The sequence below is a fragment of the Olsenella porci genome (assembly GCF_009695875.1).
In the GTDB taxonomy this organism is placed as follows: Bacteria; Actinomycetota; Coriobacteriia; order Coriobacteriales; family Atopobiaceae; genus Olsenella_H; species Olsenella_H porci.
Map to the genome: position 1 here is coordinate 86,625 of NZ_VUNC01000005.1, position 22,153 is coordinate 108,777.

The window sequence follows — 22,153 nt, forward strand, 5'->3', positions numbered from 1 at the left end:
CCGGCGGGTGGGACGCCTACTCCGCGTCGCCCTCCAGGAACCCGCCGGTCTGGCGGTTCCACAGCCCAGCGTACTCCCCGCCCTGCGCAACCAGCTGGGCGTGGGTGCCGTCCTCCACGATCCTGCCGTGCGAGAGGACCACGATGCGGTCCAAGGATGCCACGGTGGAGAGGCGGTGGGCCACCACGATGGAGGTGCGCCCGCGCATGAGGTTCTCGAGCGCGCCCTGCACCAATGCCTCGGACTCGCTATCGAGGGCACTCGTCGCCTCGTCCAGCACCAGGATGGGCGCGTCCACGAGGATGGCGCGGGCGATGGCCACGCGCTGGCGCTGGCCGCCCGAGAGCTTGACGCCCCTCTCGCCCACCATGGTGTCGAATCCCTGGGGAAGGCGCCTGATGAACTCGAGCGCGTTTGCCTCCTCCGCGGCACGGACGATCTGCTCCTCGGTGGCGTCGGGCCTGCCGTAGGCGATGTTCTCGCGGATGGTGCGGTGGAACAGCAGCGCCTCCTGCGGCACGTAGGCGACCTGGCGCCTGAGGCTCTGCTGGGTGCACTTGCTCACGTCCTGGCCATCCACCAGCACGCGGCCCTCCTGCACGTCGTCCAGGCGCAGCAGCAGCTTGGTAAGCGTGGTCTTGCCAGAGCCGGAGCGTCCCACCAGGCCCACGCGCTGCCCCGCGGGGATGTGAAGGTTGAGGTCGCGGAACACGTCCTCGTCCGCGGGGGCGTCGGGGTAGTGGAAGCCCAGGTGCTCGAAGTCGATGGCGCCCTCCCTCACCTGCAGCGGGCGTGCGTCGGGGGCATCGGCCACGAGGGTGGGCTCGTCGAGCACGCGCGTCATCTCGGCGGCGTCGCCAAAGGCACGGTTGATGCGCTGCATCATCGAGTTGAAGTAGTTGAAGCGCATCGTGAGGTTGTACGTGTACGTGAACATCATCACCAGGGTGCCGGCGCTGATGCCAAACCACGCATTGCCCCCGGCCACGAATATCGAGACGACGAACATGATCACCGTGATGAGGGCCGACGTGGTGAAGCCGCGGCGCATGGTCGCGCGCATGTTGCGGTTCTCCGCCGCCATCGCATCGCGATCCGCGCTGGTGAACAGGCCGCGCTCGTAGTCCTCGCGCCCGTACGTCTTCACCGCGAGGATGTTGGTGACGGCATCGGAGAGGACGCCCGAGAGCTTGTTCTGCGCGGTCGACGCCTGGGCGGAGAGGGGCAGGATGCGCTTGTACATGCGATACGCCAAGGCCACGTAGAGCACGAGCATCGCGCAGAGCACGGCCACGAAGCTGGGCGCCACGGGGAGGAGCATGCCAATGGTCAGCACCACGGAGGCGATGGTCGGCCACAGCGAGTAGGTGACCACGTCCACCAGGCCGGAGTAGCCGGAGACAAAGCGGGAGGTCTGGCTCACCAGGCTGCCGCCAAAGCGGCTGTTGTGGAAGGTCATCGACTGGTTGGACAGCGTGTCGAAGCACAGGCGCGAGAGCTGGTAGCTGCCGTTGATCTCGAGCTTGTACACCGAGTAGTCCTGGAGCTTGGAAAGCGTCTGTCCCACGGCGTTGACCACGAGCAACGCCAGAATGTAGGGGCCAAAGACCGTAAAGACCTGGCCGGCGGGAACCGGGGATGCCTGCACGCGATCGACGATGAGGCCCATCACGTAGGTGTTGGCAAAGGTGAGCAGGGCGATGTAGCCCACCGAGCTCACGATGGAGAGCACGAAGGCCCCCATCTTCTGCCTCGTGACCTGCCAAAAGTAGTGGAGCGTCCTCCTCATGGTGGACCGGTCGTTCCGTCCCTTGGTTCCCCCGAGCGCCATGCGTCCCTCCCCTGCGGCGAACTGCCAGGCATGCCCGACGCGACGCCGCCTCAATCCCAAACGTGAGAAGCCTGAAGAAAAGCTATCGGTACATAGTCCCACTTTGATCGGCTTCCTATACATGGGGAGAGAAGATGCGTCCACGGCTCGCAGCCCCATCCGTTGGCAGCCAGGACTGGACTGGTCGCGGGGCATGCGACGTAGGAGGGGCCTCCCCAGCGGGCACATCGCCTTGCACCGTAACAAAGCGTTTACGCAATGTGGGTTGCATCTGCACTTGGGGGCGACGTATAGTTCCACACAACCGACACACGCCGCACACAGCGGCCGGGTTTTGAGAGGAGCGCCACAGATGAACTGCATCGCAGCCAACGCATGCACGTCCAACAACTGGTGGTGGCGCGATTCGAACCCGGTCGGTCGATCGTGAGTCTCTTGCGCCATACATCCTGCGTACAGAGGGGGCTCCGGTTTGGCCGGGGCCCCCTTTTTGTGTGAGCGCAACCATCTGACCGCCACGAGAGCATGCAAAGCAACCAACACGAAGGCACGAGCGAAAGGAACCCATCATGTCCCAGAACAACCAGCAGGCACGCACCGTCACCTCCGCAGACCACGGCAAGCTCGACGTGAGGGCGCTCGTCCTCCTCGCCGTCCTCCTGGCGGCGGGCTTCATCCTCAACTTCACCGTGGGCAAGGCAATCTCGGGAGCCACGGGCGGCCTCATCAGCCCGGAGTTCATCATCTCGGCCTTCTGCCTGACCATCCTGGTCGTGCGCCCCAACGTGGGCCAGGCCCTGGTGATCGGCCTCATCTCCGCCGCCGTGATCCAGATCACCACCACCTCCCCGTTCATCGACTTCGCCGCCGAGGGAGTCGCCGCCATGCTCATGGCCGTCATCGTGAACTCCCTCATGGGCAGCAAGGCAGGCAAGGTCGTGCCCCTAGTGGGAACCTTCGTGACCACCGTGGTCTCGGGCATCATCTTCATGCTCATCAAGATCGCCATGATCGGCGCCGCCCAGCAGCTCGTGGCCGCCATGCTCCCCGTGGTCGTGCTCACCGGCGTGTTCAACGCCATCCTGGTGCAGGCGCTCTACCTCCCCATCCGCAAGGCGCTCAAGATCAACGACTAGCGTCGGTCCCACGTCGACGCCGCCAACCAGCGGGCGGCAGGGCCCATAGGTCGGCTACCATGAATGGGCCGTTCGGCACGAGCCGGGCGGCCCATTCTCTCAACCAAGGCACGTTCGAGCCATCGAGGGGTTTCAATGCCATCAAGCGCAGACTCACCAATCATCGAGCTCCGGGACGTCTCGTTCTCGTACGAGGGCGGCCCCGACCAGGACGAGGAGATGGCCCTGAGCCACGTCTCGCTCAAGGTGGGAAGGGGCGAGTTCGTGGGGGTGATCGGCCCCTCCGGCGCGGGGAAGTCGACTCTTGCCTCGGTCATGTCGGGCGCCATCCCCCATCACTATCGCGGCGCGCTCTACGGCGCGACGATCGTGGACGGCAACGATACCTGCGAGGTCACCCTCACCGACATCTCGCGCGTGGTCGGTAGCGTGCTGCAGGACATCGACACGCAGATGGTCGCCTCGGTCGTCGAGGACGAGATGCTCTTTGGCCTCGAGAACTTTGGCGTGCCGCACGACCAGATTGAGGCGCGGCTGGAGCAGACACTCAGGACCGTGGGGATAGAGGACCTCCGCGACCGCGAGATCGCAACCCTCTCGGGCGGACAGAAGCAGAAGGTGGCCATCGCCGCCATCCTCGCCCTTCAGCCACGCGTCCTGCTGCTGGACGAGCCCACTGCGGCCCTTGACCCCGCGTCGTCCACGCTCGTGTTCGACACCCTGCGCAAGGTCAACCGCGAGTCGGGCATCACGGTCGTGGTCATCGAGCAGAAGGTGGCGCTTCTCTCCCGCTACTGCGACCGCCTGCTAGTGATGAGCCACGGCTCGCTCGCTCTGGACGGCACGCCGCGCCAGGTGTTCGCCCACGCGGAGGAGCTGCGCAAGATTGGCGTGGACAGCCCCCGCGTCGCGCGCGTGTACAACAGCCTGGCACGTCGCGGCCTGGTGAGGCGCGGCGACCCCTGTCTCACGGTCGACGAGGCCGAGCGGCTCATCGCCGGACTCGTTGGCCCACATCCCGCGCAGGTAGCGGAGGTGCCCGAGGCGCGCGCCGGCTCGCGCCACGTTCCGCCGCAGCGTCCGCACTCCCAGGGCGCCCAACCCGTCGTGGAGCTGAGCAAGGTCTGCTTTGGCTACCCCAACGGCGGGGCCACGGTGGACGACCTCGACATGTGCGTGTACCCCGGGGAGGTCGTGGGCATCGTCGGGCAGAACGGGGCCGGAAAGACCACGCTCACCAAGCTGCTCAACGGGCTGCTGCGTCCCTCGTCCGGCACCGTGAGGATCGCCGGCATCGACACCGCCGACGTCCCGACCAGCAAGATCGCGGCGCACTGCTCCACCCTGTTCCAGAACCCGGACAACCAGCTGTGCAAGGACACGGTGCTGGACGAGATCGCCTTTGGCCTGGAGCTTCAGGGCGTGGACGCCGACGAGGCGCGCAGGCGCGCGCGGGTGGTCATCGACCGCTTCGGCCTTCCCGCGGACGAAGCGCCCTTCTCGCTCTCGCGCGGGCAGCGCCAGATGGTCGCCCTTGCCTCGGTGGTGGTCATGGAGCCCGACGTGGTGCTTCTCGACGAGCCCACGAGCGGCCTCGACTACCGCGAGTGCATGACCGTCATGGAGACTGTCACGCAGATGGCGGAGCGCGGCTGCGCGGTGATCATGGTGTGCCACGACATGGAGGTCGTCTCCGACTTCGCGGAGAGGATCGTGGTCATGGCCGACGGCCGCATCCTCGGACGGGGGGAGACCACGCAGATGTTCTCGGACGCCGACCTGATGCGGCGGGCCTACGTGGAGGCGCCCCAGGTGATCGAGCTCTCGCAGGCGCTGGCGCGCGACGTCTCGCCGGAGTTCGCGGGAATCAGCCAGGTCTCTGGAATCGTCGACCTCACGGAGGGGATGGTCACCCGTGCTTAACGCCATCGACTACGTTCCCGGCAACACGCTGCTCCACCGGCTCAACCCGGTGACCAAGCTCGCCTTGGCGGCCGCCATTATCATCGCGACCTTCCTGGCCAACACCTACGCGATGCTGCTGGGGCTGCTCGCCCTGACCTTCGCCCTGGGCGTCTACGCGCACTCCGCCTCGCGCCTCGTCTCGCTGCTCAAGCTGCTGGTGCCGCTCGCCGTGGTCATGCTCCTGCTGCAGACCGCCTTCGTGCGCGGCGGCAGCGTCGTCTTTGCCTGGATGACCACCGAGGGGCTCACGACCGGCAGCAAGGCCTGCCTGCGCCTGCTGGGCGTGGCGCTGCCCCTCATCCTCATGCTCACGGTGACCAAGCTGGTGGACCTCTCCAACGCCTGCGTCGAGGTGCTCCACATCCCCTATCGCTACGCCTTCACCTTCACCACCGCGCTGCGCTTCGTGCCCGTGTTCTCCCAGCAGATGAACGCCATCATGGAGGCCCAGTGCGCCCGTGGCGTTGAGTACGACACCAAGAACCCCCTGCGCAAGCTCCAGCTGATGCTCCCACTGTGTGTGCCCCTGCTGGTGAGCTCCGTGGGCAAGACCGACGCCACGGCCCTTGCCGCCGAGGAGCGCGGCTTCTACCTGCGCACGCGCCAGAGCTCCTACAAGCGCTACCCCCTCACGGGCCGCGACTACGTCGTGCTCGCCGCCTGCGTCGCCCTCGTGGTCCTAGGCGTTCTGGCATAGCGCGGCGAGAGGGGCCACGCGACCGACCGCACCCAAGGCCGGTGGGTGGGGGCACGTGCGGATGCCGCGCCCCTCTCCCCCGCTCGTGGCCGCTAGCGCAGGAACGTCTTCTGCACGTAGGTTCCCGTTGGATCGGCGCCCGGAATGCGTGCCCTCACGCGCACCTCAATCGCACCGTGGGCGGGAGGGGTCCAGGTCACGCTGGTGGCGCTCCCCCAGTCGCGCAGCACCACCCACGAGCCGCCGACCTTTGCCTCGAAGCGCAGCTGCGCTCGCCTGGGACGTCCCGTGCGAACCGTCGCGGCAACGGTGACGGAGCCGTCACCTCTCACGGTCGCCTCGGCCGAGACCCCGGCCACGTAGTCCACCGAATCCAGGTAGGAGTCCCAGTCGTCGTAGCCATAGAAGCTCTTCGAGACATCCTGGCCCCTCTCGGCACGGTACAGAATCCCGGCGAGCTCGCTCGTGAACGTGCGGGCACCCGCATGGCGCAGGTGGTCGAAGTCGGAGAAGTCATCCTTTCCCAGGCGACGCCCACCCTTATATAGATTGAAGTCATAGAACTTGGCCCCGTGGCGCTCCACCGCACGCTGGAGCCTCCCCATGCTCCTGGGGTAGTAGCTCCCATAGGCCAGGATGTCGAAGGTGGGGTGCGGCGTGGCCACGACCACGCACTCGACCCCATGCTCGCGGCACAGGTCACAGATGCGCAGGAGCGCATCCACGCGCGCGGCAAGGAAGGGGCGGTTGCCGTAGCGGCTGGTTGACGTGGCGTCGTTGCGCGTGGGGTGAAACTGCACCTCGAAGGTCCCGTATCCCTTGCCGTGATAGCTCCAGTGCTTAGTCTGCTCCTCTGCGCTGGAGAGCGTCGTCGTGTCGTCGAGCTTTCCTTCCAGATTGGTCACGACGCGCTGGGGCGAGGGCGTGAAGTCGTACGCCCAGGGAAAGAGCAGGTTGAGCGAGTTGCACGTGCCAACGTACTGGGGGTCGGTCATGCGGCCCAGATACACCTCGGCGGCCTCCGACAGCGTGGTTCCCTGGAGCATTCCCTGCAGGTAGGGCACCTCGGACCTAAGGCCCCAGGTGGAGAACATCGACTCGCAGCCGATGCCCACGATGACGCGCCTCACGTGCCTGCGCGAGAGGACGCTCTTCACGGCAAGGTAGCTATCGTCCAGCGGCTGGGCAGGAGACCCCAGGTTGATGGTGGAGCTGCCCAGGCACGAGTCGAGCTCATCGGGGTCGATGCCACGCTGCGCATAGGAGGCGCCCACCACCACGGTGTCGACGTCGCTCGCCTGCCTGAACGCCTCCCAGGCGACGCCGCCCAGGGTGCCCTCGCTCTCCAGGAGGAACGAGCCGATCAAGTTCGTCGTCACCAGCACCGCCAAGGCCAGCATGAGCTTGCCCGCCACGCGACGCGCGAGGGCACGGCGAGAGAGGCGCGCGCCTTTCTCCTCCCGACCTTCACCTCTGGCTTCCATGGGGCCCTCGCCTCCTTGCCTTGCCTGGACCTGCCCGCTAGAAGTTGGCATACATGAAGCCCCCTCCGCTTCCCAGGGCCATGGCCATCGCCAGCATCAGGCACACCGCGGTGTAGAGGAACCAGCGGGTCACCACGTTGCTGGACAGGACGGCCGCACGCACGTCGTGGCCCGCCTCCTCGTAGAGGCTCACCACGAGCACGAACGCGCAGGCAACGCCCGCTATCCATAGGCCCCACCCGCCCGCAGAGGTGAGACCCGCGGCATCGAGGAACGGGACCAAGGCCTGGGGCTTAAAGTGCATGAACGTGTTGCGCAGGCACAGCAGGCTGTCGCCAAAGTCGTAGATTCGGTCAAAGTACCAGCCCAGGTTCACGACCAGGAACGTGCGCACCACTTGGAAGGCGTGGTATCCGCCGGACTCCCGGCGAACGCGCAGGGCATGGGCAAGAGCGTCCGTCGCCGGACGGAGCAGGTCCGCCATCGCGATGACGATGCCGTTATACAGACCCCACGCCAGGTAGTGAGCCTGGGGACCATGCCACACGCCCACGATTACGAAGACGACGATGTTGGCGATGCAGGCGGGCAGCGTCCTCCCAACATGGCGTCCCAGGTGCGCCTCGCCCCACTTGCCCAGGGTGCGCATGGGCCGGGTGAGCGCGAGCGGGAAGAACACGTAGTCGCGCATCCACCTTCCGAGCGAGATGTGCCAGCGCCGCCAGAAGTCGGCGAGCGAAACCGAAAGGTACGGACGGCGGAAGTTGGGTGCCATGCGAATGCCGTACAGCTCCGAGACGGCCTCGACCATGTCGATGCCGCCCGAGAAGTCGCCGTATTGCTGGGCAGAGTAGAGGAGGATGCCAAACACCACTGCCGAGCCCGGAATTGCCGGAGTCACGTGGGAGAAGATCTTGGCGATAACGCTCACGGTGAGGTTGGCGATGGCGTACTTCTTTATGAGTCCGTAGCCAAACAGGAGAATCGAACGGTCCACCTGGTCAGCGGCGGGAGTCTGCGGGTCCAGGAGCTGGGGGGCAAGCTCGTCGTAGCGGTTGATGGGCCCCTGTAGAATCTGCGGGAACCACGAGACGAAGAGCAGGTGCTTGGCAAAGTTGCGCTGCGGCTCGAACTTTCCCTGATAGGCATCGATGAGATAGCTCACGGACTGGAAGGTGTAGAACGAGATGCCCAATGGGAGCAGCAGCCCCAGGCTTGTGGGAGAGGTCGCGGCACCCACTTGGTACAGCAGGGCGTTCCAATACTTGAGGTAGGCGAGGACGCCAAAGCAGGCGAGAAGTGCCAGCACGAGCACGAGCCTCTTCGCACGGGCAAAGCGCACCTTGACCGCCTTGCGCTGGGCCCGGTCCGCGGCCTGCGAGCGCAGGCACCTGCAACGCTCGTCCAGCCTCTGGAACCCAAGCGGCGCAGCCCAGGTGACGAGGGCGCAACCCACCAGATACAGAAGGGTGCTGCCACCGCCCTCAAGGCAATAGAACACAAGGCTCGATGCCAGGAGCGCCACCCACTGCCAGCGAGGCGCCAGCCTTCTCAGGGCATACGTCGCCACCAGGGATGACCCCAGGAATATCGCAAACTGCAGCGAATAGAGCTCCACACCTGCACCGTTCCCACGAGCCGTTCCGCTTTGGCGGGGCGGCGCAAACTAACTGCCCTAGGGATACTAGTACGATTAATACAGTTAGTACAGCGAGAACCAAAGGTGCTCAGGAAGCGCACCGAGACGAGAGAGGGCGACTGGCGAGCTTGCGCGACCCCCCTGGTGGTGCGCCACGGAAGGGCGACGCGTCCTGCCCTAGAGGAGGTTGTCCTGCCAGGCGAAGTTTTTCTCCCCCGCCCCCAGCTCAAAGTGCAGGCGGGCGATACCTGCGTCAATCTTGGCGCACGGGCCTCCGCCGGGCTGGATCTGAACGATGTCGCGGCTCTGCAGGTCGCGCCTTCCCGTGAGAGTGATCCAGAACCCCTGCTGGTTCATCGCCGTGGGGGCGAGAAGCGCCGCCTCAACGCCACGGGTGAACCACGCCGGAACGTTGATGGCCGGCTTGGAGACCTGCGGCACGCTCTTGCACGGGTGCATCTTTCCCTCCGTGGTGCCATGGCCCAGCGCGACCACGATCACCAGACGGTCCCCCTTGGGAAGGCTCGCGCGCACCAGGCGCCGCTTGTAGCTCATGGCGACCCAACAGCTGTTGAGGCCAAGCTGCTGGGCGAGAAGAACGACCCTCTCGCCAAAGTACCCCGCGCGGGCCTCGAGCCCCTTGTCCGCGGGACCGGCGATGACCAGGTAGTTGTGCACGCCCGAGAAGTTTCCGTAGTGGGCGAGCCTGCTGTCGAAGGCCTCGGGTTCGTCCCAGGCCAGGCACATGTGGAGCCGGCCCGCCTCGTTGCCGCGCCTGACCTCGCGCTGCAGTGCCTCGCGGGTCTGCTGGTCTATGGGCTCGTCGGTGAAGCTCCGCACCGCATGGCGGGACAGCATGAGCGACATCGCGGTCTCGGGGTCCTCATCCCACGGGACGGAACCTGGCTTTGGCACGGCATGGCGCGGGCGCGCCGCCTCCTGGGACTCGTCCCTCTCACCCTGGTCCTGCGGCTTAGCCTGGGATGCCTGTTCCTGTTCCTCCACGGGAGCGTCTCCCTTCCCACACATGTTCATAACCAGTCAATTATGGACGGAATCGAAGCCATCCGTCCCAGTTTTGGGACGGACGGCAAGATGGCCCCTCATCCGCACACTCCTTGGGCATAGCTGACGCGCGCCGCACGCGGCCGGACGCAACGTGCCCGACCTCGCGCGACGCCGTCTGTTCCGTCTGTTAGCGCCTACTCCGCCCAGAAGACCCTGTTTGGCCTGCGCGGCGCCGGCGCCTTTGGCTCGTCGGCGGCGTAGCCCAGGATCACGTGACCGATGCCCTCGTAGTCGCCTGTCACGCCGAGTTCGCCCAGGAGAGCCTTGAACTCACCCTCCTCAAACTCCTCGCGCGCACGATGAATCCAGCAGCTGCCCAGACCGAGCGAGTGCGCCGCGTTGAGCATGTTGCCAATGGCGAGCGAGCCGTCGTACACGTGTGTGGGACGCGCCTTGTCGGCGAGGACCACCAGCACGACCGGAGCGCCGTAGAACGGGTCCGCTCCCTCGGGGGCACCCATGATCCTGCGGTTTGCCTCGGCGAGACGGTCGCGCAGCTCGGGGTTGGTGACCGCCACGACGATGGGAGACTGCTGGCCCATGCCGCTCGGGGCCCACAGCCCCGCCTGAATCACCTGCTCCACGAGCTCGCGCGAAACGGGACGCGAGCTGTAGCTCCTAACACTACGGCGGTCCATCATGTTCTGGATGACTTCGTTCATCGGTTCCCCCTCCGTTGGTGGGACAGGTGGCAACGGTAAATCTGGCGCGTAAACGTTGGTATACCCCTGGAGTCCGTGGGATGTCGCGGGGGAGAGGGACGATGCCCCTCGGTTCGAGACCCATCCCACCGGCTGGCGGAGGACTTATGAGGGAGCTGGCTAGTCCGGGCGAGAGACGGCCCGCTCCATTCTTTGCCTACTGGTCCCCCGTAGGGATCATCGTGGTTCAGAACCTCGCCGGCTGAGTGCGAGGGAAGATTGCCCCCACGCCGGGAGTCGCGTTCCGACTTTACATGTGAGACGGTTTTTCCGTCGTGATTTGGTTCCTGATGCGTTGAGCCAAGACGAGATCTTCAGAGCGCATCGGGGATCACCCGGGACGCTCCCCTCAGCTTGCCCGCTAAGGAGGAGATGGCCTCGTACCGCCGTTGATATGGGCCTCCCCTTCCTAGGCTCCATCGCCCCTCTCGCCCAAGGACGCCAACGGGGAACGAAGCAAGCTATAAAAACGAAATCGGCCAGCCCCAGGCGAACCGGGACTGGCCGACTGAACCCTCGTGGGGAGAGGCGCCGCTCGCTAGAAGCTCAGGGCAGCCTTCTCGATGCCAGCGGCATCCAGGCCATACTTGTGGAGAAGCTCCACGGCGGGGCCGGACTCGCCGAAGGTGTCCTGCACGCCAACGCGGCGGACGGGGACGGGGTGACGCTCGGAGAGGGCCTCGCAGACGGCGCCGCCCAGACCGCCTAGGATGGAGTGCTCCTCCGCCGTGACCACGCGGCCGGTCCTCTCGGCGGACGCGCAGATCGTGTCCGCGTCGAGCGGCTTGACCGTGTGGGCATTGATGACCTCGGCGTCCACGCCCTGCTTGGCGAGGGACTCCGCCGCCTCGAGTGCGGCACCGACCATGAGGCCGCAGGCAACGATGGTGACGTCGGAGCCCTTGCGCAGGGTGACGGCCTTGCCCAGCTCGAAGTGGTAGTCGGGCGTGTCGTTGAAGACGGGCGTGGCAAGGCGGGCGAACCTCATGTACACGGGGCCCTCGTGCTCGTAGGCGGCCTTCACGACGGCGCGCGCCTCCACGTCGTCCGACGGGACGACCACGGTCATGCCCGGGATGGTGCGCATGAGCGCGATGTCCTCGCAGCACTGGTGCGTGGCTCCGTCCTCGCCCACCGAGATGCCGGCGTGAGTGGCGCCGATCTTCACGTTGAGGTGGGGATAGCCGATGGAGTTGCGCACCTGCTCAAACGCGCGGCCCGCGGCGAACATGGCGAAGGTGCTCGCAAAGGCGACGCGACCCGTGGTCGCGATGCCCGCGGCGATGCCCATCATGTCAGACTCCGCGATGCCGCAGTCGAAGAAGCGGTCGGGATAGGCCGCCTTGAAGATGCCGGTCTTGGTTGCCGCCGCGAGGTCGGCGTCGAGCACCACGAAGTCGTCGTGGTCCTTGGCGAGGTCTACCAGGGCATGCCCGTAGCTCTCGCGCGTTGCGATCTTCTTGACGTCTGCCATTGCCTACTCCCCCTTCTTGAGCTCGGCCATGGCCTGCTCGAACTGCTCGTCGTTGGGGGCCTTGCCGTGCCAGCCCACCTGGTTCTCCATGAACGAGACGCCCTTGCCCTTCACGGTCTTGGCAACGATGCACGTGGGTGCGCCCTTGGTGGCGCGGGCCTCGGCGAAGGCGGGACGCAGCTGGGCGAAGTCGTTACCGTCCTCGACCTCGATGACATGCCACTTGAAGGCGCGGAACTTCTCGGCGATGGGCGTTGCGGGGTTCACTTCTTCAATGGTGCCGTCGATCTGGAGCCCATTCCAGTCAACGACGGCACAGAGGTTGTCGAGGCCATGGTTGCCCGCGAACATGGCGGCTTCCCACACCTGGCCCTCCTCGAGCTCACCATCGCCCAGGATCGCGTAGGTGCGCCAGGTCTCGCCCCAGTGCTTGGCGGCAAGCGCCATGCCCACGGCGGCGGAGATGCCCTGGCCCAGCGAGCCCGTGCTCATGTCGACGCCCGGGGTGTCGTTCATGTTGGGGTGGCCCTGCAGCCTGGAGTCGACGTGACGAAGCGTCTCGAGCTCCTTGGGGGGGAAATAGCCTCGCTCCGCGAGGACGGAGTACAGCCCAGGCGCCGCGTGGCCCTTGGAGAGCACGAGACGATCGCGCTTGGGGTCGTTGGGGTTCTGCGGATCGACGTCCATCTCCTCGAAGTAGAGGTAGGTGAGGATGTCCGCCGCGGACAGCGACCCGCCGGGGTGACCCGACTTGGCTGCGTGCGTGCCGACGATGACGCCCTGGCGAACGCGAGCGGCGATCTTCTCGAGCTCGGCGTCGGTGTGCTGAGACCTGGTTTCGGCCATGGTGCCCTTCTCCTTTCTAGAAAAACGAGCCGGAAGGCCAGCTAGCCCCCGGCTCGCTTCAGTCTATCGCACCCTACGCCCCGGCGGAGACCTTCTCCCAGTCGGCGTCGAACTTCGCCCTGCCCTCGGCGGTGAGCGGGTGCCTCACGCACTTCCTGAGCGCCGCGAAGGGCACGGTGGCGATGTCGGCGCCCATGAGGGCGGCCTGGGTCACGTGGTTGGGGGTGCGCACGGAGGCGGTGATGATCTCGGGGCCGCCCTCCCCGTCCCAGTAGCCGTAGGAGTAGTTCTTGACCGCGCGGACCACGGTCTCGAGCTGGGCGAGGCCGTCGTCGCCGATGTCGTCGAAGCGGCCGACGAAGGGGCTCACGTAGCGCGCGCCGGCGCGGGCGGCCAGCAGCGCCTGCGGGGCGGAGAACACCAGCGTCATGTTGACGCGGATGCCCTCGGAGGCCAGCTGGTGGGTCGCCGGCAGGCTCTCCTCGCAGATGGGCAGCTTCACGACGACGTTGGGGGCCAGCGCCGCGAGCCTCCTGGCGTCCTCCACCATGCCCTCGGTGGTCTTGGCCTGCGACTCGGCGGAGACGGGCAGGCCCTCGCAGACGCGGCAGATCTCGGCCATGTGGGCCTCGAAGTCGGCGAGCTTGCCGCCCGTCCTGGCGTACAGCGACGGGTTGGTGGTCACGCCCGAGAGCACGCCCCAGCTCATGGCCTCCCTGATCTCGTCGAGGTCGGCGGTGTCGATGAAGAACTTCATGTGTCCCCCTCTTCCTTGTTGCGCATTGACTGGCTGTGGAAAGAGGGGAGACGGGCTCGTTCCGTCTCTCCTCTCCCCTAAATGTGACGCTTACTCGGCGAGTGCGTTCTTGATGCGGGTGGTCACGCCCTTAAGGTTGAGGCCGACCACGTACTGGCGCAGCGGGCGCTTGATGTGCTCGACGACGAACCGCTGGCCATCGATGTCCTGGGCGGAGAGGTTCTTGTACAGCTTGGCGACCTGCTCCTTGACCTCGGGGTCGTTGAAGGCGTAGTGACCGGAGATGTCAAGGATCTGGGACGAGAGCTCGGGGTCCTTGAGGATGTCGTCGACCTGGAGGTTAACGTCGTCGCCGGTCATCCACTTGCGCCAACGCTCGGTCTTGATGGCCTTGACCAGGAGGGTGTTGTAGAGGTCGGACGGGTCGTCGCACAGGCCGTTGTCAACGAGCAGCTGCTCGACCTTGCAGAGCTTGAGGTATGCGCGCGTCTCCTCGGTGCCGTACTGCGGCGCCACGTTGGAGGCGGTCACGTGAGCGGGAATGTGCTCGAGGAGCGTAACGTCATCCAGATAGTCCGCGTTGTGCTCCTTGAGGCCAACGCCATACCCCTTTGCCATGTCGGCAAGCTCGCGGGCGTTCTTGTAGTTGTAGTGGCCGACCTGCTCGGTGAGACGGGTGAGCGTGCCAGTCTGGCCGACGATGAAGGTGGGCATGGGGCAGCCACGCTTCTCCAGCTCGGGCTGGAGCTTGGAGATGAACTCCTCGTACTTGTCCGTGGTGGTGAGGCCACCGTTGGTCTCCTCGGTACCAACCTCGTAGGCGACCTCGGGCAGGTTGTGCTCGCGACGATACTGCTCAAGGTAGTCGATGAGGTCGATGGTGCGACGGAGGACGGTCTCGAGGGGAATGACCTTGCCGATCTGATAGGGATCCTTGGTCGGGTCGACCATCAGAAGGTCAAAGCCGGCCTCCATGTCTGCCACGAAGGAGCGACGGGCGAGCTCCATTGCCTCGTCCTCGGGAAGGTGGGCGTTGCGCTCCTCGTCACGCTGCCAGGGACCACCATGGTCGCGGCAAAGGTAGTACGGGCCGGTGTAGCCAACCTCGTCAGCGACCTTCTTGATGTCCGCGGCAAAGCGAACCTGGTCCCAGCCATTCACGTATCCGGCGCCAAACTCGTCCTTGTCGACCTGGTTGCGCGAGGCAATGAACATGAGGGGGAAGTCCTCCTCCTTGGCGAGCTCGAAGGCCGCCTGGAGCAGGTTGGGCGACATCGGCCCAATGCCAACGAGGGTGGCGTGGTCTCCGGTGTCCTGAAGCTTGAGAAGCCCCTTGACGGCATCATGGATGGGAAGCTCTGTGTACGGCATTTCTCTCTCCTTCGTTAGGAAAATCGGCATAAAAAGCGCCCCACGCGGTCTCCCGGCCACGTGGGGCGACCCGATTTGTAGCAAGCAATGGATGCGGTTGTCTTCGCGCCTTTGCGGTCTACTCGTCGGAGGTCTTTACTTCTTCGCCTCGAGCTTTGGCTTCATCGCAACGAGGATGGCGGCCGCGACGAGGGAGCCGATGACGATATCAAGGCAGTACAGACCGATGTTGTTGGTAGCCATGGCGACGATGAAGCCTCCGTGGGGGACGTAGCACTCGATGCCCTGGGCGGCAGCGAGGGCGGCACCGACGGCAGAGCCGATGCAGATTCCCGGGAGCGTATGGCCAAGGTCCTTGACCGCGAAGGGAATGGCACCCTCGGTGATGCCGATGCAGCCCATGAAGATCGCGGAGATGCCCATCTGACGGTCGGCGTCGTCAAACTTGTTCTTGGCGATGAAGCTTGCGAGGCCACAGGCGATGGGGGGCACGGCGACGGCGACGCGGAACATGCCGTTGGGGGCATACACGCCAGCAGTCATGAGCGCCATGGTGAAGGTGGAGGCGGTCTTGTTGACGGGGCCGCCCATGTCGAACGCGGTCATGACACCGATTACGAGACCGAGGACTATGGCAGACCCACCCTGCAGGCTGCCAAGCACATTGGTGAGCCAGTTCATGACGAGGCTCAGGGGGAACGCGAGCACGTAGATGTAGAACAGCCCCAGGACAAGCGTGCTGAAGATGGGGATGATCAGGACCGGCATGATGGTGCGAATGGTGTCGTTGACCTTCCAGGTCTTCATCCACTTGACCCAGTAGCCGACGAAGACCGCCATGATCATTGCGCCGAGGAATCCCGTGGAAACGTTGGTTTCGCCAACGGGAACGGGGTTGTTAACCAGGTATCCGAGAACGAAGCCAGGTGCCAGGCCAGGCTTGCCCGCAAGGGAGTAGGCGATGTAGGCGGCAAGCACGGGGATCATCATGTTGATACCCGCCATGCCGATGAGGTTCAGGTTCTGCATGAAGGGGTTGGTGACCTCCATGCCGTTTGCCCCTGCCTTTCCGGAGGCAAGCGAGAACGCCAGGAACACACCGCCGATTACGACAACGGGAATGAAGTACGAGACGCCGGTGTTAAAGGCCTTGAGCAGGTCCTTGCCAAAGTTCGAGAACAGCCCCTTCTTCTTTGGAGCGCTCGCTGTTGTCTCTGCCATTACCCATCACTCCTCTCTGTGATTACAGGGCGATCAGCTCGTCAATTACCTTCTTGGCATCCGCGATGACGTCGGCGGAACCGACGGTGAGGCACTTGCCCTCGTCGCGCTTGTCATCAAAGCGCTCGTCCCCCTCGATTCCCACGTCAATGGCAAGGAGCGCGTAGTCGGCATCTGCGATCTCGTCCTCGTCCAACTCGTTATCGATGCCCATGCCACCCTGGGTCTCGACCTTGTAGTCGAACCCACGACGGGCGCACTCCTCCTCGATTGCCTTCTGGGCCATGTACGTGTGGGCAATACCCACCGTGCAGGCGCACACCGCCACTACCTTCACTGCCATCTCTCCTCTCGCGTTGCTTCAATCGCTCTTTCGGAGGACCTTCGACCGCTCGCGGTTGGTCGCTCCCTTTCCCTGGAACCCATTATTCTCAGGACGAGGGAAACTGCATCCTCATTTCGGCGAAGTGGCAGGTAGAGGTATGTTTTTAACTAATTTTAACTTGATTTGTTAATTAGTTAACTTCAAAGGTTTCGTGCTGCTCTACGGCAGTTTCGAGTTGTCAAGAACAATTTTTCCTATTCGGTAGACTGCGTTCACCGCACGCCGACAACTCCCTGCAACACCATTTGACGCGAACGTACCATGGAGTCAGACAAGGCGAGAGGAGCAGGACCGATGGCGAAGCGAGTCAACATAACGGACGTCGCCAAACTCGCCGGCGTCTCGACCGCAACAATCTCGTACTACCTCAACGGACGCTACGAGAAGATGAGCGAGGCCACCCGCAAGCGCATCGCGAAGACAATAGCCGAGACGGGCTACGTCCCTAACGCCCAGGCAAGGGTTCTGGGCAACAAGGCAACTGGCGTCATCGCCGTCATCATCTGCAACATCGCAAACAATTGGGCCGGCGAGGTCCTGCGTGGCATGGAGTCGGTTGCCACGGAGCATGGGTACCAGACCATTGTGTGCGACACCGTGTTTGACCCTAAGTCCGAGCGCCTCTGCATCGAGAAGATGCTCTCGCTGGGGGTGGACGGCTTTGTGATCCAACCAACGGGCCAGGTGAGAGGTATCAGGGATAGGCTCTCGAAGGCGGGAAAGCCGGTTGTGTTCTACGACTACAGCCCCTTCGACATGAGCGGACACTGGGTGAAGACCAACCTGTATGACGCCTTCTACAGTTCCGTGACGGAATGCGCCGACCGAGGCTACGAGGAGTTTGTCATCCTTGCCGCAGACGCCTCTGGTGCGAGAACGAGACTTGAGCGCCTCCAGGGGATAGAGGATGCCCTGTCTGCGAGGAACCTTCCCTACGGCGTCGTTCCCATCTCACACGATGGCCCAAGCGTCGAGGAGCTGTCCCACTACTTCCAGTACAACCTCAACCCGGCACGCCGGACCCTTCTCGTCTGCCCCCACCAGTGGGCACTCAACAGGATCTACGAGGCGATGAAGCCCTTCATGCATCTTGTTCCCCAGAGGATTGGAATCTTGGGCATCGACAACGCAAGTTGGACGACGCTGGTAACGCCGAGCGTCACGACCATCACCGAGCCCGTATGGGAGGAGGGGGCACTGGCGTTTAGGATGCTCGTCTCCCAACTTGAGGGAAAGGCAGACGTCCCCGCCCAGAAGGTCATGGAGTGCACCACGCACTGGCTTGGATCGACCCTGTAGCACCTGCCGCCGTTCGGCTTGCGGAGCGCCCGCCAAGGTGTCGGGAGGCAGGGGCGCCGGCTTGGTCGCTCGCATAGCTCATCGCGGGGTCGTGTGCGGCGGCGAGCCAATATCGCGGGACAAGCCCCGCTCGACCAGCCCGATCGCCGATCGTTTCCGCACGCATCCCGCCGCTCGTACGCGCCCAACCCGCGGGTGGACATTGCTCGGGGGACAAGCGAGGTGGGAGTCAGGGAGGTGGGCTGGTCTCGTAGGCATCCCCTCTCCCCCATGCCAGCTGCCATGCGTGCCGCACTCTCACGACGCAACACCACGGCGAGGGCCCCAGTTGAACTGAGACCCTCGCCGTCGGGGAAGCAAATTATGGACGTTACCTAGCAGATTCCCAGGAAGCCCAGCGCCAGGCCGATGACCATGGTTCCAACGATGAGCCACGTCACGTTGACGTTCTTCTTGAGGAGCTTGACGCACCCAAGGGTGTACAGGATGGGGACGAGACCCTTGAAGATGGTGTCGAGGTAGGTCTGGACCTTGACGGGGTCACCACTGCCGGCGGGAATCGTGATTGCGCAGTTGAACTTGACGAACGAGGCGGTCATGGCACCGATCATGATCAGGCCGAGAACACCGGCGAGCTTGGTGATGAGGTCCATGAGGCCGCCCTCCTCGAGCTTCGTGATGAAGTTCGAGCCCACGCGATAACCGAGGACGGTGAGGCACCAACGGCAGAGGATGGACGGCACGTTGTAGATGATCAGGAAGACGAGGGGTCCGAGGATGGTGCCCGTTTGGGCACACAGCGCCATGCCGACGGCGGCAGCGATGACGCGCAGCACGCCCCAGAAGATGGCGTCGCCGATGCCGGACATGGGGCCCATGAGCGAGGCCTTGATTGCGTCGATGGACTGCGTGTCGAAGTCGGGGTGCTGGGAGTTCTCGCGCTCCATCGCGGCAACCAGGCCCATGCAGAAGGTTCCGACGTTTGACGTGATGTTGTACCAGCTGGAGTGGCGCACCATGGCGTCGGTCCTGCGCTCCTTGTCGGGATAGAAGCGCTCGAACGCCGGGGCGAGGGCCCACAGGAATCCGGAGGCGCCTGCCTTTGCGCCGCCGCCGTACATGGCGAAGATGTTGAAGGAGTGGAGGAAGATGCCCTTGAGCATCTTGCGGTCCTCGTGGGAGAGGTCCTTGGTCGAGACGCTGATCTTCTCGGAAGCGGCGTCCTCGGTGGTGTCAGCCCCCTGCTGGGTGACGTTCTCGTTTTCTGCACTCATGCGAAGAAATCCTCCTCTTCAATCTGGTCCTGGGTCTCCGCCTGCACGGCACCGCCACCCGCACGCAGCGCCTGGAGCTTCTTCTTCACGTCGAGCAGGTCAAGCTGGTTGAAGGCCTCCACCACCACGATCACGGCTGCGAGCGCGGCAACGCCGACCATGGGCAGACCCAGGTACGAGACGCAGATGAAGCCGAGAAGGAAGTAGATGGCGATCTTGGAGTTCCAGAGCATCCTCACGAGGAGCGCCATGCCGACCGCGGGGAGAAGCCCGGCCGCGGCGTTGAAGCCGTTCGTGACGGCAGCAGGGATGACGTTGACCAGGTTCGCGACGGGCTCTGCGCCAAAGTAGACGCCCAGGAAGGTCGGGATTGCCATCGCGGCGTTCATGACGAGGGCACCGCCAAAGTGAACGATGAAGACGTTCTTGGTCTCGCCGGTATGGGCGGCCCAGTCGATGAGGGGCGACCAGAACGACATGAGGACGTTGAAGATGAGCGAATAGATGATGTTTGCGAAGATGGCAACGGCGGTTGCGAGGGTGATTGCGGCACCCTGTGCCATGCCCATCTGAGTCACGAAGCAGATTGCCATGACCGTACCGGTGACGGGCTCTGCCGACGTCGCGCCACCAACGTTGACGTTGCCGATGAAGATTGCCTCCATCGCAGCGCCGATGATGATGCCGGTAGTGACGTCACCAAAGATGAGTCCGGCGACCATTCCAACGCAGATTGGTTGGTCGATCATCGGCTGGCCAAACGTCCACTGCACAAAGTAGCAGATGAACGATGCCAGGAAGGCCATCAAAGCCAATTGCAGCATGCTCTTCTCCTCCCACGGAACGCACTTCTTGTATCGGTTGCCCCTGTCGGGGCTTTTGCGCGGCTAGCCGAGCTTGGCAAGAAGGTCGGCAACCTTGGTCTTTGCATCGGTGGTGCCGACTTGGTGAATTACGGGGATTCCCAGCTCGCAAAGCTTGCGCGCCGCCTCGAGGTCCTCGGGGTTGAGGTTCACGCCCGTGGTGAGGAGCTTCTTCTTGGCGTCGTCGGAGCGGTCGAAGCGCCCTACGTTTGCGATGTTGACCGCCTGCACGTTGCCCTTGCAGTTGGAGGCAACCTCATAAGCATCGGCAACGGTCTGCGTGAGCATGAAGATGCGCATATCCTTGCCACGAGGGTCGTTTGCCACGCCAATGGCATCCTTGACCGAGCGGATGAGGAGACGCTGCCCCTGCGGGCACGCCATCTTGAGCGTTGCCGCCTGCGTCTTGTCCTGTGCTGCGTGGTCGTTAGCGACCACGATTCCCTTGGTGTTGAGCTCCTTGCCCCAGAGCAACGCCACCTGACCATGAATGAGTCGATCGTCTACGCGAATCTGAACAATCATGGTTCCCCCTTCCTTGAGGACATCATTTCCACCGGCATCGTGTGCCGGACATTTCTCAAAGAACGCAGCTATGCGAAGAAGTCCTCGTCGGACTCGTCGCCCTTCTCCTCGCCCTCGTCTGCCGAGACGCGCTGGATGAGGGACGCCCCCGTCTTCACAATCTCGTCCACCGATCCCGCATTGAGCGGCTCGTCCGAGAGGAGACATCCCATGACGGTGATGAGGTTCACGCCGGTGACGTGCAGGATCCCATGCTTCTCGGGCTCGAGCTGCATCACCTTGTTGCAGACGCTGCCACCCAGAAGGTCGGTGAAGATAACGGCCTCGTCATCCGGACCCACCGAGTCGATGAACTCCTGGATCCTGGGCGTGAAGTCGGATTCGTCCAGGTAGCAGTCGACCGCGGTGATTGCCGAGTCATCATGCGTGAGGATCTTGACGGCACTCTTGATGCCGCTGGCCACGGTCCCGTGAGAGGCGATCAGAAACTTTCTCATATCCAGCCCCCTCCCCTAGATCACGAAGGGGTCTGCACCGTTGGCGAACACCGTCACCACGTGCTCGAACGTCTTAACGAGGCTCTCGTGAGCGGTGGTGGTCATGTCGTGCCAGTAGATGTTGACGTTGGGATCGGCGGCGACCTTCTCGTCGATCATCTTGCGCACTGCCTCGCCCGCATACTTGACACCGTAGGTGTAGTAGTTGATCTTGCGCACGCCGGCGTCGATGGACTTGTGGTACTGCTCGTCCGAGAGGCCGGAGCCGCCGTGCATCACCAGGGGGACCTTCACGCGGTCGCGGATGTCGGTCAGAACCTGGTAGTTGAGCTTCGGCTCACCCCTGTACAGGCCGTGGACGGTGCCGAACGAGCAGGCGAGAATGTCGAGCCCGGTCCTTGTGACAAAGTCCTTTGCCTGGTCGGGGTCGGTGTAAATGGCACCGGCCTCGTCAGCGGTGCCGCCCTCGTCCTTCTCGCCCGCCTCGCGAGAGCCCATGGAGCCAAGCTCGCACTCGAGTCCCGCTCCATACTCGGAGCACATGTCCGCCGCATAGCTGGAGAGCTCGACGTTGCGCTCGTAGGGAAGGGCGGAGCCGTCAAACATCACACCGGTGAACCCAAGGTCAAGGGCGTGGCGTGCATAGGACAGGTCCTCGCAGTGGTCGAGGTTGAAGCAAATCTGCGCACTCGAGCGCTCGGCGAGCTCGGCGACGATGGGCCCCACGTACTTGAGGGGGACAAGCGACTCGTGCGCCTGCGCGTGCTGGATGATGATGGGATAGTGGGTCTCCTCGGCCACCTCGATGGCCGCGCGGATCGCCTCCAGACTCGCGGAATTCACGGCTGCGACCGCCATGTTCTTCTGCTCCGCAATCTGACAGACGTCTCGAAGGCTAACAAGCATCGCGTCTTCCTTCCTTCCCTGGCGGACGTTTGCCCGCCAACCTTCGTGCCTCAACTCCCAAATGGGAGAAGAGCGGGCATGCGTACCCCTTGCGTAATCGCTTGCTCGCGTTTCACAAACCGAATCTAATCATTTGTAAGCATATTCATTCGTTTTATTTCGCTGAATGGTACCAATTCAGGTTTAAGCGTGCATTCATATTCGTTTGCTTTCG

Annotated in this window: 20 protein-coding genes; 4 read left to right on the top strand and 16 right to left on the bottom strand. The window is 64.0% G+C overall.

Features of this window, described 5'->3' with window-relative positions; genetic code table 11:
* Window positions 1–16: 16 nt before the first annotated feature.
* On the bottom strand, window positions 17–1,831 hold the full coding sequence (locus tag FYJ68_RS07070; protein ID WP_154435431.1) for an ABC transporter ATP-binding protein: 1,815 nt from the start codon (window positions 1,829–1,831) through the stop codon (window positions 17–19).
* A 569-nt stretch (window positions 1,832–2,400) separates the two neighbouring features.
* Here FYJ68_RS07070 and FYJ68_RS07075 point away from each other — a divergent pair.
* From FYJ68_RS07075 to FYJ68_RS07085, 3 genes are all read left to right on the top strand, one after another.
* Window positions 2,401–2,967, top strand: a complete 567-nt coding sequence (locus FYJ68_RS07075; RefSeq protein WP_154435433.1) for a hypothetical protein — start codon at window positions 2,401–2,403, stop codon at window positions 2,965–2,967.
* A 135-nt stretch (window positions 2,968–3,102) separates the two neighbouring features.
* Window positions 3,103–4,890: an ABC transporter ATP-binding protein gene (locus FYJ68_RS07080; RefSeq protein WP_154435435.1), complete on the top strand. Its 1,788-nt coding sequence runs from the start codon at window positions 3,103–3,105 to the stop codon at window positions 4,888–4,890.
* Entirely contained in the window at window positions 4,883–5,629 is a 747-nt protein-coding gene (locus FYJ68_RS07085) for an energy-coupling factor transporter transmembrane component T family protein (protein WP_326832265.1), read from the top strand. Before FYJ68_RS07080 ends, FYJ68_RS07085 begins: the two co-directional genes overlap by 8 nt.
* Window positions 5,630–5,721: 92 nt before the next feature.
* Here FYJ68_RS07085 and FYJ68_RS07090 read toward each other — a convergent pair whose 3' ends face one another.
* From FYJ68_RS07090 to FYJ68_RS07135, 10 genes are all read right to left on the bottom strand, one after another.
* On the bottom strand, window positions 5,722–7,113 hold the full coding sequence (locus tag FYJ68_RS07090) for a hypothetical protein (protein WP_154435439.1): 1,392 nt from the start codon (window positions 7,111–7,113) through the stop codon (window positions 5,722–5,724).
* 37 nt (window positions 7,114–7,150) lie between these two features.
* The gene (locus FYJ68_RS07095) at window positions 7,151–8,731 is read right to left on the bottom strand and encodes an MBOAT family O-acyltransferase (protein WP_326832266.1); all 1,581 of its coding nucleotides are present in this window, start codon (window positions 8,729–8,731) and stop codon (window positions 7,151–7,153) included.
* Window positions 8,732–8,929: 198 nt separating this feature from the next.
* Entirely contained in the window at window positions 8,930–9,757 is an 828-nt protein-coding gene (locus tag FYJ68_RS07100; RefSeq protein ID WP_195837753.1) for a nitroreductase family protein, read from the bottom strand.
* Between the two features lie 197 nt (window positions 9,758–9,954).
* Window positions 9,955–10,482, bottom strand: a complete 528-nt coding sequence (locus tag FYJ68_RS07105; protein WP_154435444.1) for a nitroreductase — start codon at window positions 10,480–10,482, stop codon at window positions 9,955–9,957.
* Window positions 10,483–11,059: 577 nt separating this feature from the next.
* On the bottom strand, window positions 11,060–11,995 hold the full coding sequence (locus FYJ68_RS07110) for a transketolase family protein (protein ID WP_154435446.1): 936 nt from the start codon (window positions 11,993–11,995) through the stop codon (window positions 11,060–11,062).
* Window positions 11,996–11,998: 3 nt separating this feature from the next.
* Complete coding sequence (locus FYJ68_RS07115) at window positions 11,999–12,841, bottom strand: transketolase (RefSeq protein ID WP_154435448.1); 843 nt, start codon at window positions 12,839–12,841, stop codon at window positions 11,999–12,001.
* Between the two features lie 73 nt (window positions 12,842–12,914).
* A complete protein-coding gene (locus tag FYJ68_RS07120) occupies window positions 12,915–13,598 on the bottom strand; it encodes a transaldolase family protein (RefSeq protein ID WP_154435450.1) in 684 nt (227 codons plus the stop codon).
* 90 nt (window positions 13,599–13,688) lie between these two features.
* Window positions 13,689–14,969, bottom strand: coding sequence for a class II D-tagatose-bisphosphate aldolase non-catalytic subunit (locus tag FYJ68_RS07125; RefSeq protein ID WP_154435453.1), 1,281 nt, complete (start codon window positions 14,967–14,969; stop codon window positions 13,689–13,691).
* 135 nt (window positions 14,970–15,104) lie between these two features.
* Window positions 15,105–16,190, bottom strand: coding sequence for a PTS fructose transporter subunit IIC (locus FYJ68_RS07130; protein WP_229772109.1), 1,086 nt, complete (start codon window positions 16,188–16,190; stop codon window positions 15,105–15,107).
* A 22-nt stretch (window positions 16,191–16,212) separates the two neighbouring features.
* Complete coding sequence (locus FYJ68_RS07135) at window positions 16,213–16,533, bottom strand: PTS fructose transporter subunit IIB (RefSeq protein WP_154435455.1); 321 nt, start codon at window positions 16,531–16,533, stop codon at window positions 16,213–16,215.
* A gap of 336 nt (window positions 16,534–16,869) precedes the next feature.
* On the opposite strand from FYJ68_RS07135, the gene FYJ68_RS07140 reads away from it, so the two are divergent.
* Window positions 16,870–17,874 (top strand): LacI family DNA-binding transcriptional regulator, encoded by a 1,005-nt coding sequence (locus FYJ68_RS07140; protein ID WP_229772110.1) that lies wholly within the window; start codon window positions 16,870–16,872, stop codon window positions 17,872–17,874.
* A gap of 374 nt (window positions 17,875–18,248) precedes the next feature.
* On the opposite strand, the gene FYJ68_RS07145 is transcribed toward FYJ68_RS07140, so the two are convergent.
* The 5 genes from FYJ68_RS07145 to FYJ68_RS07165 form a co-directional block, all read right to left on the bottom strand.
* Complete coding sequence (locus FYJ68_RS07145) at window positions 18,249–19,148, bottom strand: PTS system mannose/fructose/sorbose family transporter subunit IID (RefSeq protein ID WP_154435459.1); 900 nt, start codon at window positions 19,146–19,148, stop codon at window positions 18,249–18,251.
* Entirely contained in the window at window positions 19,145–19,972 is an 828-nt protein-coding gene (locus tag FYJ68_RS07150; RefSeq protein WP_154435461.1) for a PTS mannose/fructose/sorbose/N-acetylgalactosamine transporter subunit IIC, read from the bottom strand. Before FYJ68_RS07150 ends, FYJ68_RS07145 begins: the two co-directional genes overlap by 4 nt.
* A 63-nt stretch (window positions 19,973–20,035) precedes the next feature.
* A complete protein-coding gene (locus FYJ68_RS07155) occupies window positions 20,036–20,536 on the bottom strand; it encodes a PTS system mannose/fructose/N-acetylgalactosamine-transporter subunit IIB (protein ID WP_154435463.1) in 501 nt (166 codons plus the stop codon).
* A gap of 68 nt (window positions 20,537–20,604) precedes the next feature.
* Window positions 20,605–21,033 (bottom strand): PTS sugar transporter subunit IIA, encoded by a 429-nt coding sequence (locus tag FYJ68_RS07160; RefSeq protein ID WP_154435466.1) that lies wholly within the window; start codon window positions 21,031–21,033, stop codon window positions 20,605–20,607.
* Between the two features lie 15 nt (window positions 21,034–21,048).
* Window positions 21,049–21,939 (bottom strand): class II fructose-bisphosphate aldolase, encoded by an 891-nt coding sequence (locus tag FYJ68_RS07165; RefSeq protein ID WP_154435468.1) that lies wholly within the window; start codon window positions 21,937–21,939, stop codon window positions 21,049–21,051.
* Window positions 21,940–22,153: the final 214 nt, after the last annotated feature.